Origin of the sequence: Streptomyces desertarenae (genome assembly GCF_042681365.1) — a bacterium.
Classification (GTDB): Bacteria; Actinomycetota; Actinomycetes; order Streptomycetales; family Streptomycetaceae; genus Streptomyces; species Streptomyces desertarenae.
The window spans coordinates 44,295-55,876 of record NZ_JBHUFU010000026.1 but is presented as its reverse complement, the minus strand read 5'-3'; the positions used below and the strand labels follow the sequence as shown (position 1 = coordinate 55,876).

Here is an 11,582-nt window from a genome sequence, read left to right as displayed (position 1 = left end):
CCCGGGCCCGGAACCAATGGTTCCGGGCCCGGGGCCCACGGCGCTCGCACCGTTTCACCGTGGTGGATCCCCGGTCCTGGAGGAGGATCCGGCCGACCGTGCGGGCCCTGTCGCCGGGGCCCGCCGGCGGTTCGGCCGGAGGCCGTATCCGGCCTTGGACACCCCAGTAAAATTGCACATATTAAATTTGCCCGATGTAAGCGGGGCGTGAATTCCCTCTCCAGGTCGACCGATTCGGTGACTCCCGTCACATGGCTTACCTCTTGTCGACCCCAACTACCGTGCGGTAGTGGGGAAAACGGTCGCGCACCGGTTCTTCCCGAGCCTCCCCGCGGCCCTCCCGCGGTGCTTCCGGGCGCCCTCTCGAAGCGGCGGACGCGCCCGGCCGCCTCAGGGTTCGGCCGTCGCGGGCACCGCGGCGGGCAGGGGGCCGGCGGACTCCTCGCGGGGGGCCCCGGGGCACGGGGCGGCGACGAGGGCGGAGGGCGCGGCGGAATCGGCGGGACCGGCCGGTACGGCCTCTCCGGCCCCGTCGCCCCGCGCGACACCGGCAAGGCGTCCGGCGCCCCCCGGCGGCCCGGAGGGCTCCGCGGGGAACTCCGGGCGGGGCGCGGGACGGTACTCGTCGCCGGGCTCCATCGCCAGCCGCTGCAGCCGGTGGCAGATCGGGCAGTGGCGGGTGTCGTGGCCGTAGCGCGCGGCCGCGGACAGGTGGGCCCTCAGCAGGGCCCGCGTCTCGTGCCGCGGTCGGCTCGGAGTAGTCGGCATGGCGCCCACCTCCCTGTAGCACAGGTACCCGCGAGGTGAGGCGCCGTCAAGACGCCCCGTCGGCCGACCGGGCGCCGGGAAGAGGGCGCGGGGCGGGGCGGAAAACGGCCGAAGGCCCGGATCCGCGGGGGATCCGGGCCTTCGATACGGCGGTCCTGACGGGATTTGAACCCGCGGCCTCCACCTTGACAGGGTGGCGAGCACTCCAAACTGCTCCACAGGACCTGGAGCCGCAGCCGGATCTCTCCGAGCTGCGAGAAGGACTCTACAGCAGCTCACCCGTGCAAGGCGAACTCACCCTGGGTGCCGCGGCCGTCACGGCGCCGCCGCGTCCACCGCCTTCACGATCCGCTTGTCCGACACCGGGTACGCGGTGCCCAGGGCGTGCGCGAAGTAGCTGACCCGCAGCTCCTCGATCATCCAGCGGATCTCCTTCGCCTCGCGCGGCACCGGGCGTCCCGGCGGGAACTGCTCCAGCAGCCACTCGTACTCGTCCCGCATCTCCTTCACCTTCGCCATGCGGGCCCGGTCCCGCTCGACGTTCGCGGGGAGCTGCTGGAGGCGCCGGTCCACGGCCGTCAGATAGCGCAGCAGATCCGGCAGGCGCCGGGCGCCGTGAAGGGTCACGAACCCCGGGCAGACCAGCTCCGAGAGCTGCGCGCGCACGTCCGCCAGGCTCTCCACCAGCGCGGGACTCCCGGTCAGCTGGGGCGACTTCAGCCGCCGTTCGCAGGCCTGCCAGGCGGCGAGCACCTCCCGGACGTGGCCGACGGTGGTCAGCGTCGCGTCCGTGATGTCGGCGCGGACCGCGTCGAAGAGCTTGCGGAACCCCTCCTCGTCCCACGCCGGACCGCCGCGCGCCGCGATCAGCCGGTCGGCGGCGGCCGTCACGCAGTCGTCGAACAGGGCCTGCACGCTGCCGTGCGGCGAACTCGCGAGGGCGAGCTTGGCCTGGTTGGTCAGCTTCCCCTGGGCGAACTTGGCCGGATGGGAGGGCAGGTTCAGCAGGACGAGGCGGCGGGTGCCGCGCCACATCGCCTGCCGCTGCTCGTCCTCGGTGTCGAAGAGCTTCACGGAGACCGAGTCGCCGTCGTCCACCAGCGCCGGGTAGGCCTTGACCGGCTGGCCGGCCCGCCGCGTCTCGAAGGTGTGCGGCAGGGTGCCGATCGTCCAGGACGTCAGGCCGGTGCGCTGCTGCACGCCCGCACCGTCCCCGCCGCCGTCACCGGTGGTGCGGGCGGACTCGAACGCCTCGGAGAGCGCGGCCCGGGTGCGGGAGCGCAGGGCGGTGCGCAGCTCCTCCAGGTCCTTGCTCTCGGACTTGCCCGGCACCTTGCGGCGCCGCTCGTCCACCACCCGGAAGGTGATCTTCAAGTGGTCGGGGACCTTGTCCGGGTCGAAGTCCTCCGGCACCACCCGTACCCCCGTCATCCGCGTCAGCTCGCGGGCCAGGACGGCCGTCAGCGGCTGCCGCTGGACCTCCGCCGGCACCCCGCCGCCCCCGCCGACCACCTCCAGGAAGCGCCGGGCGAAGTCGGGCGCGGGCACGTAGTTGCGGCGGATCGCCTTGGGCAGCGAGCGGATCAGCTCGGTGACCAGGTCCTCGCGCAGGCCCGGGATCTGCCAGTCGAAGCCCTCGGCGGAGACCTGGTTGAGCACCTGGAGGGGAACGTGGACGGTCACGCCGTCGGCGTCCGCGCCGGGCTCGAACTGGTACGTCACGCGGAACTTCAGCTTCCCCTGACGCCAGGAGTCGGGGTAGTCGGCCTTGGTGACCTCTCCGGCCCGCTCGTTGATGAGCATGGACTTCTCGAAGTTGAGGAGGTCCGGCTCCTCCCGGCGCTTGCGCTTCCACCAGGAGTCGAAGTGCGCCCCGGAGACGACGTGCTCGGGGATGCGCTGGTCGTAGAAGTCGAACAGCGTCTCGTCGTCGACGAGGATGTCGCGCCGGCGGGCCCGGTGCTCCAGCTCCTCGACCTCGCCCAGCAGCCTGCGGTTGTCGTGGAAGAACTGGTGGTGGGTGCGCCAGTCGCCCTCCACCAGCGCGTTGCGGATGAACAGGTCGCGGCAGGTCTCGGGATCGATGCGCCCGTAGTTCACCTTGCGCTGCGCCACGATGGGGACGCCGTAGAGCGTCACCTTCTCGTACGCCATCACCGCCGCCTGCTTCTGCTCCCAGTGCGGCTCGCTGTAGGTGCGCTTGACCAGGTGCCCGGCCAGCGGCTCGATCCAGTCGGGGTCGATCCGGGCGTTGACCCGCGCCCACAGCCGCGAGGTCTCCACCAGCTCGGCCGACATGATCCAGCGCGGCGGCTTCTTGAACAGCGCCGAGCCGGGGAAGACGGCGAACCGGGTGCTGCGCGCCCCCAGGTACTCGTTGTTCTTCTCGGTGTCCTTGAGCCCGATGTGCGACAGCAGGCCCGCCAGCAGCGACTGGTGGACCCGGTCGGGGCTCGCCTCCTGGTCGCCGAGCTGGATGCCCATGGTCTTCGCCACCTGGCGGAGCTGGACGTAGATGTCCTGCCATTCGCGTATGCGCAGGTAGTTGAGGAACTCCGAGCGGCACATGCGGCGGAAGGCCGAGGAGGACAGCTCCTTCTGCCGCTCGCGCACGTACGTCCACAGGTTGAGCAGGGTGATGAAGTCGCTGGTCTCGTCGCGGAAGCGGGCGTGCTGCTGGTCGGCCTGCTGCTGCTTGTCGGCCGGGCGCTCGCGCGGGTCCTGGATGGAGAGCGCGGCGGCGATCACCATGACCTCGCGGACGCAGCCGTTGCGGTCGGCCTCCAGGACCATCCGGGCCAGCCGCGGGTCCACCGGGAACTGCGCCAGCTTCCGGCCCGTCTCCGTCAGCCGCCTGCGCGGGTCCTTCTCCCGGGTGTCGAGGGCGCCCAGCTCCTCCAGCAGCTGCACGCCGGCCTTGATGCTGCGGTGGTCCGGCGGGTCGATGAAGGGGAAGCGCTCGATGTCGCCCAGGCCGGCGGCGGTCATCTGGAGGATGACGGACGCCAGGTTCGTCCGCAGGATCTCCGGGTCGGTGAACTCCGGCCGGGAGAGGAAGTCCTCCTCGGAGTAGAGCCGGATGCAGATGCCGTCCGAGGTGCGGCCGCAGCGGCCCTTGCGCTGGTTGGCGCTGGCCTGCGAGACCGGCTCGATGGGCAGCCGCTGGACCTTGGTGCGGTGGCTGTACCGGGAGATGCGGGCGGTGCCGGTGTCGATGACGTACTTGATGCCGGGGACGGTCAGCGAGGTCTCGGCCACGTTGGTGGCCAGCACGATCCGCCGCCCGCTGTGCCGCTGGAAGACGCGGTGCTGCTCGGCGTGGGACAGGCGCGCGTACAGCGGCAGCACCTCCGTGGCGCGGAGGTTCCTCTTGTTCAGCGCGTCGGCGGTGTCCCGGATCTCCCGCTCGCCGGAGAGGAAGACCAGGATGTCGCCCGGCCCCTCGGCCTGGAGCTCGTCGACCGCGTCGCAGATCGCGGTGATCTGGTCGCGGTCGGGGTTGTCGCCCTCCTCCTCCAGCAGCGGCCGGTAGCGGACCTCCACCGGATAGGTGCGGCCGGAGACCTCGACGATCGGGGCGTCGCCGAAGTGGCGGGAGAAGCGCTCGGGGTCGATGGTCGCGGAGGTGATCACGACCTTCAGGTCCGGGCGGCGGGGGAGGAGCTGGGCGAGGTAGCCCAGCAGGAAGTCGATGTTGAGGCTGCGCTCGTGCGCCTCGTCGATGATGATCGTGTCGTACTGGCGCAGCTCCCGGTCGTGCTGGATCTCCGCCAGGAGGATGCCGTCCGTCATCAGCTTGACCAGGGTGTCGTCACCCACCTGGTCGGTGAAGCGGACCTTCCAGCCCACCGCCCCGCCCAGCGGGGTGCGCAGCTCCTCGGCGACGCGCTCGGCCACGGTGCGCGCCGCGATCCGCCGCGGCTGGGTGTGGCCGATCAGGCCCTTCACACCGCGTCCCAGCTCCAGGCAGATCTTGGGGATCTGGGTGGTCTTCCCGGAGCCGGTCTCGCCCGCGACGATCACCACCTGGTGGTCCCGGACCGCCGCGAGGATCTCGTCCTTCTTCTGGCTGACGGGGAGCTGCTCGGGGTAGTCGATCGCGGGCACGGCGTCCCGCCGGGCGGCCACGCGCAGCTCGGCCCGCTCCACCTCGGCGGCGATCTCGGCGAGCACCGCCTGCCGGGCCTCGGGCTTGCGGATGCGGCGAGTGCCCTCCAGGCGCCGGCCCAGACGCTGCTGGTCGCGGAGCATCAGCTCGGGCAGCCGCTCCAGGATGGCGGGGAGGGTGGGATCAGACACAGTGGACATACGGACTCCAGGATCGCACCCGCGCCGAGTGCCGGGCGAATCAATTCGTCCGGCACCGCACGGAACCCGCGGCCGACATGCGGTCTTATGGGTGGAATGACTGTTTAGGGTGAGGCCCATGAGCGACCAGCGCCACACTCCCGCGGACGGCCGGCGCGCCGCGCACCGCTCCCATGATGCCCAAAGCGGCGCGGAGGACGCCGCCGGCGGCGCCGCGGGGGGCGCGGGCGCGGCGGACGGCGGCACCGGGTGGTGGCCGCGCTTCAAGCGGTCGCCGTTCCTGCCCGCCGCCGTGCTGTCGCTGATCATCGCCGCCGCGGCGGGCCTCTTCGCGGGCTCCTACACCTACGCCATGGCCGATCCCACCCCGCACCGCGTCCCCGTCGCCGTCGTCGGCTACACCGACGCCCACCGGGACCGCGCGGACGCCTTCGCGAAGGCCGTGAGCGAGGACCTGCGCTCGTCCCTGGAGCTCCACGAGTACGGCACCCGGGCCGAGGCCGAGGAGGCGCTGGAGTCGCAGCAGGTCTTCGCCGTACTGGAGATCCCGTCCGGCGCCGGGCGGCCCCCGGTGCTGCACGTCTCCAGCGCCTCCGGTGCCTCCGTCGCCGAGCTGCTGACCCAGGCCGCCCGCACGGTGGGCGAGGAGACCGGGCTGCGGGTGCAGGTGCGGGACGCCAAACCGCTGGACCCGGGCGACCCGCGCGGCCTGGCCCTGTTCTACGTCTCCCTGGCCGCGGTGGTCACCGGCTTCATCGGGGCCATCCAGATGAGCGTCCACGCCCGCGCCCTGAACCCGCCGGAGCGGATCGCCTTCACCGCCGCCTACTCGCTGCTCGGCGGCTTCGCCATCGCCGCCGCCGTGGACTGGGGGCTGAACGCGATCGACTTCCCCTTCGTCCAGTCCTGGCTGATCCTCGCCCTGACGATGTTCTCCTCGGGGATGGTCTTCACCATGTTCCACACCCTGATCGGGCGCTGGGCGATGCTCCCCACCTGGGGCGTGATGGTCCTGATCGGCAACCCCTCCTCCGGCGGCGCGGTCGCCTGGCCCCTGCTGCCCTCGCCCCTGGGCGTGGTGGGGCGCTGGCTGCCGCCGGGCGCCTCCGTCAACGCCCAGCACACCGCCGTCTACTTCCCCGGCCACCAGCACGTCCAGCCCTACCTGGTGCTGGCGGCCTGGGCGGTGGGCTCGTGCACCGTCTTCTGGATCTGGCGCCACCGTCACCCGGGCGGGCGCACGGCCGGGGAGTGAACGCCCCGGCGCCGCTGCCGCACGCGGACACGGTGAAGCCCCGGGCGAGGGACCTCGCTCGGGGCTTCACCTGCGGTGGCTGGGGCCGGGGTCGAACCGGCGACCTTCCGCTTTTCAGGCGAGTTGGTCGTACGGAGTGGATCATCTTCCGGCCCGGCAACGACCAGCGTTGACAGCTCACGACGTACGGCTGCGTTCGGCGGCGTTCGCCGACGTTGCCGTCAGACTGCCGTCAGCCGCGTCCAGGCGGAACAGGGAACAGTGATCGCTCTCGGCCCTCTCTGCCGCTGGTGTCAGCGGTGGTGGCCCCACACAGAAGCCGAAGAAGTGACGCGGCACCTTCCTGGCCTGCACGCACTCCGGCCCCGGCCGCCACCCTTCCGGCCTGCGGGTCAGCGGTCGGCGGTTTTCGTCGCCTGTCATCGTCGAGTTCCCTCGCACGGCCCAGAGACGGCCCCGGTCAGACGCGTCGGGATCACGGCCACCGTCTGGCTGTTCCCAGAAGGTTGTCAGCACCAGGTGGCAGGATGCCGGACCATGACCGCACCGATCAGTGAGTCATGGACGCGAATCGAGAACTGGCTGGCCGAGCACGCCCCGGCGACCTACGCCGCGCTGGCGCCGCCCGCGGGTCCGGCGGACATCGCCGCAGCCGAACGCGTCATCGGTCGACCACTGCTGAAGCCCTTGGTGCTGTCGTTGTTGCGGCACGACGGTCTCCTCGACCAGCGGAGCCGGCTGCTGCCAGGGTTCTACAGACCAATGAGCGCACGCGAGATAGCGGCTGAGTGGCAACGTTTCACCGGCTTCTACGACAAGCACACGGCTGATGAGGAAGGAGAGGAGGCGGACTACGACTTCATGAAGATCGGGGTCAGCAGCGTCCTGTACGGACATCCGCAGTTGATCCCCATCGCGCGGGACGTCCGCGGGGGTTGCCTCGTACTGGACCACCGTCCCGGGATCGACTACCGGGGGCGCGTCCACGAAGCCGAGGCCGAGGAAGGCCTTATACGTGTATCACACGAGATGTGGACGTCCCTGCCACTGCTCATGGAGGCGATCGCCACGTCACTGGAGACCAACCAGCCCCTCAACGACTACACGCCCGTCGTGGACGAGGAGCAGAGGTTGTGCTGGGACTTCATACCGCTGCGCAGTGACCGGGCCGTGCCGGGCGAAGACAGGTGCGCGGCCCAAGTCGCCGGGCCGCGCGACGCCGCGCCGTGCGCGGCGGAAGCAGCTTGATGAGGTAGAGAACTTCAATGAGGTAGAGAACTTTGTAACGCGCTAGCTGGATGGTGCTACGTAGCAAAGGGCGCTGGTCTGCTGCCCGTCGCCGTAGCGGTGCGTGGTATCGCCGATCTTGCGCCATCCGAGACGCTCGTAGAGGCGTATGGCGGCGGTGTCCTTCGTCATGACGTCGAGCACCAGGCGGAGCCCACGAGCTTGTGCGTAGGCCGTCGCCGTCCGCATCAGCTTCTCGCCCAGGGCGCGCTTCCTGGCGCTCTTGGTCACGAAGAGCCGGCCGAGTACGGCCACGCGTTCGTGGCTCTCCCCGCTCTGTTGGGTCCAGAGGGCTACGGCGTCTTCGCCGTTGGGGATCATCACTGCCACGTGTCCGACGACCTGGTGGTCGGCCTCTGCGACCCAGGAAGCCAACACGTCCCCCGATCGCAGCCAAGCTTCCGGGTCGGCGACTCCCTCGACGGGATACCCGTCCGCGGCCTCCATCGCCCGCGACATCCGCCAGAACCGGGAGACCGCCCGCGAAGCGCTCGCGGAACTCGACGAGGGGGAGGGCCGGACATGGGCTGCCGCAGCCGCCTGAACGGCGAAGGGACGATCACGCTCCGTAAGGACGGGCGCTGGGAGGCTGCGGCCCATGTCCCGACCTCGGCGGGCACGCTCAAGCGCAAGCGCCAGTACGCGCGCACGCGGGCCGATGCCCACGCCAAGCTCGTGCGGATGCTGGAGCAGGCGAACCGCGGAATCCCCGTCGCCGACAAGTCATGGACGGTCGGGGCCTACCTCACGTATCGGATCGAGCACGTGGTGGCTCCCCGGCGGCGGCCCAAGACCCTCCTCGCCTACGAGTCGGCCGTCCGGCTCTACCTGGTGCCGCTGCTCGGCGGCAAGCGTCTCGAGCGGCTGGCACCCCGGGACGCGCTGGGCATGCTGGCGCGGCTGCGTGAGCTGTGCCTGTGCTGTACCCGGAAGCTGGACGCCCGGCGGCCCGAGGAGGTGCAGTGCTGCTCACGTGGCCGGTGCTGCGGCCGGCGGCTGTCGGCCCGGATGATCCAGTTCGTTCACGCCGTGCTCCGCAACGCCCTCCAGAACGCTGTGCGGGAAGAACTCGTCTCGCGCAACGTCGCCAAGCTCGTCCAGGTGGAGGGGCCGTCGTGCGCGCGGGGCAAGGGGCTCGAAACGGCGTCGGCCCGTGAACTGCTGGCGACGGTGAGGAACGGCCGGCTGTACGCGCTGTACCTCATGGCCCTGACCCTGGGCCTGCGCAAGGGCGAACTCCTCGGCCTGCGGTGGGACGCGGTGGACCTGGACAGGGGTGAACTCACCGTGACCCGCTCACTCCAGCGGATCAACGGGGAACTGGTGTCGGCGCAACCCAGGACACGGCACTCGTGCCGGACGATCCCGCTGCCGCCCCTCGTCGTGGAGGCCCTCAAGGCCCGGCGCGAGCAGCAGCGGCGGGAACACCGGAACTGCGGAGACGAGTGGCTGGACTCCGGCCACGTCTTCACCACAGCCGTCGGCTCGCCCGTGGACCCCCGCAACCTGGACCGCCACTGGTACGCCCCCCAGAAGCGGACCGGCCTGGAGGGCCACCGCTTCCATGACCTGCGTCACTCCTTCGTCTCGCTGCTGCTCGACCCCGGCGTGGCGCCCCACATCGTCCGGGAGATAGCCGGTCACAGCGGTCTCCAGGTCACGCTCGGGGTGTACGCCCACGCCTCGGAGGAGGAGAAGCGGAAGGCGCTGACCCAGCTCAGCAAGCTCTTCGAGTGAGCCGCCGAGCGCCCCCACTGCCGTCGTACTGCCGTCAGTGCGGCAAAGCGAAACCCCCGCCGATGATCTCGACGGGGGTTTCTGCCCTGATGGGCTGCGGTGGCTGGGGCCGGGGTCGAACCGGCGACCTTCCGCTTTTCAGGCGGACGCTCGTACCAACTGAGCTACCCAGCCGCAGCGGTCCTGACGGGATTTGAACCCGCGGCCTCCACCTTGACAGGGTGGCGAGCACTCCAAACTGCTCCACAGGACCTGGATTGCACGAGCACTAGTCTCGCACAGGTTGGTGCGTGCCCCCAACGGGATTCGAACCCGTGCTACCGCCTTGAAAGGGCGGCGTCCTGGGCCACTAGACGATGAGGGCTGATGGCCCACCTGGGCGCTTCTCAGCGCGTCGGGGACGTGAGAAGCATATGGGATGCCGGGACGGATCGCCAAAACGGATTCCGGCGGCCCCCCGTGCGGGCTAGTCGGAGGGCGTCCGGGAGGGGGTGCCGGCCGGGGACGGGGCCGGGGAGGGCGAGGCGGGCGGCGATCCGGAGGGCGAGGCCGACGGGGAGGGCGGGGCGCCCGGCTCCGCGTCCTCCGGCAGGTGGCGGCTGACCTCGGCCGTGGTCAGGCCCAGGCCGCCGAGGGTGATCGAGTCCCACGCCTGGAGCCGCCGGCTCTCCTGGTCCAGGTAGAGCACCGAGGCCATCACCTTCTGGGGCTCGTCGCCCTCCACGGCCCGCAGTCCGCCGCCGCCCGTGGAGCCCTCGATCATCAGCCGGGTGCCGTCGTCCAGGACCTCCGTCTCCCGGCGGTGGATGTGTCCGGCCAGGACCAGCGGCACGTCGCCGTCCGTCTGCTGGGCGGCCACCGGGTTGTGCGCGACGGCGATGTCCACCGGCTCCCCCCGCGCCTCGGCGGCCCGCAGTGCCGCGGCCAGCGTCCGCCCCGCGGCGCGCTCGGCGTCGTCGCCCTCGGAGACCACGGAGCGGTCCGGGGTGAACTGCGGGTCGCCGATGCCCGCGATCCGCAGGCCGCCCACGGTCACGGCCCTGCCGTCGTCCAGGACGTGGGCGTTGTCCAGCCCCTCCAGGTACTCCTGGGTGGTGTGCGAGTCGTGGTTGCCGCGGACCCACACGTACGGCGCCCCGAGGTCCTCGACGGCGTCGAGGAAGCCGTTCTCGGCGGCGGTGCCGTGGTCCATGGTGTCGCCGGAGTCGACGATGACGTCGATGTCGTACTGCTCGACCAGCGACCTGACGATGTGCCACGCGGCCGGGTTGAGGTGGATGTCGGAGACGTGCAGCACCCGGATCGTGCTCGGGTCCGGCTGGTAGGTGGGGAGGGTGGAGGCCGCGTCGTACAGCTTGGTGACGTTGGTGACCAGCCGGGCCAGCTCCTGCTGGTAGACGTCGAACTCGGTGACGATGCTGCGCGCGTTGCCCACCACGTTCGGCGCGCTGGCCAGCAGTCCGGAGAACCTCGGCTCCAGCACCGACTTGGGGTTCCAGGTGGCGTACGCGGTGGCCGCCGAGGAGGCGAGCAGCGCCAGGGCGAGGCCGCCGGCCGCGAGCGCGCGCCGGGGCCGCCGGTAGACGGCCAGGCCCAGCACCGTGGCGCCGGCGACCACCGCGACGCACGACCTCACGGCCAGGTCCAGGGTGCCGTTCCGGACGTCCCGGGTGATCTGGTCCTCCAGGCCGTTGATCCGCTCCGGGTGGTCGACCAGGATCTGGGCGCGCTCGGGGTCGAGCCGGCTGATGTCGACGTCGAGGCCGAGCGGTGCCCGGTGGGTCTCCAGTTCCAGGGCGCCCAGCGGCGGCACGTTGATCTCCGTGCCGCCCGAGACCGCGGGGCGCAGCGACATCCGGGTGTCCACCGGACCCACCGGCACCTCGACGCTGCCCACCGCCAGCAGCCCCAGCCAGGCGCCCAGCAGCGTCACGGCCGCCAGCGCGAGCGCGCGGGCGTAGGGGTGGGGGGTGTGGACGAGGGAGGACGTCGGTGCCGGGCGGTGTGCCCGGAAGCGGTTCCGGAGGGAGCGGAGAACGGCTGCGGCCCTGCGGGCGAGGTCCCGGAACGGCCGGAGGGGTTCGCGGCTCATGCGGTGCCATATGCCCTGTTCGTTCGGGGGCTATGCGGTGACCGGCCGCTCTGCGCGGGGACGGGTGCGGGCCGGATGCGGAAGGGCGCGCCGGCCGGGCGTGACGCCGGGGCGCGCGGTGCGGGCCGGGTGCGC

At 71.4% G+C, this 11,582-nt stretch carries 7 protein-coding genes and 4 tRNA genes; 3 read left to right on the top strand and 8 right to left on the bottom strand.

All coding sequences use genetic code 11. From position 1 onward, the window contains the following. Nucleotides 1-390 precede the first annotated feature (390 nt). The 3 genes from ACFSJS_RS26535 to hrpA all read right to left on the bottom strand — a co-directional run bounded on the left by ACFSJS_RS26535 (nucleotide 391) and on the right by hrpA (nucleotide 5,076). Nucleotides 391-768 carry a DUF6274 family protein gene (locus ACFSJS_RS26535; RefSeq protein WP_380904783.1) on the bottom strand — a complete coding sequence of 126 codons (378 nt, stop codon included), beginning with the start codon at nucleotides 766-768 and terminating at the stop codon, nucleotides 391-393. A gap of 150 nt (nucleotides 769-918) precedes the next feature. Continuing rightward, nucleotides 919-993 (bottom strand) — tRNA-Asp (locus ACFSJS_RS26530). A gap of 90 nt (nucleotides 994-1,083) precedes the next feature. Continuing rightward, on the bottom strand, nucleotides 1,084-5,076 hold the full coding sequence (hrpA, locus tag ACFSJS_RS26525; protein WP_380904781.1) for an ATP-dependent RNA helicase HrpA: 3,993 nt from the start codon (nucleotides 5,074-5,076) through the stop codon (nucleotides 1,084-1,086). 118 nt (nucleotides 5,077-5,194) lie between these two features. Here hrpA and ACFSJS_RS26520 point away from each other — a divergent pair, with 118 nt between their 5' ends. Together ACFSJS_RS26520 and ACFSJS_RS26515 are read left to right on the top strand one after the other, a co-directional pair. Next, the gene (locus ACFSJS_RS26520) at nucleotides 5,195-6,331 is read left to right on the top strand and encodes an ABC transporter permease (protein ID WP_380904779.1); all 1,137 of its coding nucleotides are present in this window, start codon (nucleotides 5,195-5,197) and stop codon (nucleotides 6,329-6,331) included. 537 nt (nucleotides 6,332-6,868) lie between these two features. Further along, a complete protein-coding gene (locus ACFSJS_RS26515) occupies nucleotides 6,869-7,579 on the top strand; it encodes an SMI1/KNR4 family protein (RefSeq protein WP_380904777.1) in 711 nt (236 codons plus the stop codon). A 42-nt stretch (nucleotides 7,580-7,621) separates the two neighbouring features. Here the strand turns inward: ACFSJS_RS26515 and ACFSJS_RS26510 are convergent, their stop codons facing one another. Beyond that, nucleotides 7,622-8,065: a GNAT family N-acetyltransferase gene (locus ACFSJS_RS26510; RefSeq protein WP_380904775.1), complete on the bottom strand. Its 444-nt coding sequence runs from the start codon at nucleotides 8,063-8,065 to the stop codon at nucleotides 7,622-7,624. Between the two features lie 75 nt (nucleotides 8,066-8,140). On the opposite strand from ACFSJS_RS26510, the gene ACFSJS_RS26505 reads away from it, so the two are divergent. Then, complete coding sequence (locus ACFSJS_RS26505) at nucleotides 8,141-9,355, top strand: site-specific integrase (RefSeq protein ID WP_380904773.1); 1,215 nt, start codon at nucleotides 8,141-8,143, stop codon at nucleotides 9,353-9,355. Between the two features lie 100 nt (nucleotides 9,356-9,455). Here the strand turns inward: ACFSJS_RS26505 and ACFSJS_RS26500 are convergent. The 4 genes from ACFSJS_RS26500 to ACFSJS_RS26485 form a co-directional block, all read right to left on the bottom strand. Continuing rightward, nucleotides 9,456-9,529, bottom strand: a tRNA-Phe gene (locus tag ACFSJS_RS26500). Between the two features lie 4 nt (nucleotides 9,530-9,533). Then, nucleotides 9,534-9,608: transfer RNA gene (locus tag ACFSJS_RS26495), tRNA-Asp, on the bottom strand. A 38-nt stretch (nucleotides 9,609-9,646) separates the two neighbouring features. Further along, nucleotides 9,647-9,719 (bottom strand) — tRNA-Glu (locus tag ACFSJS_RS26490). A gap of 102 nt (nucleotides 9,720-9,821) precedes the next feature. Further along, entirely contained in the window at nucleotides 9,822-11,447 is a 1,626-nt protein-coding gene (locus ACFSJS_RS26485; protein WP_380904771.1) for a metallophosphoesterase family protein, read from the bottom strand. Nucleotides 11,448-11,582 lie beyond the last annotated feature (135 nt).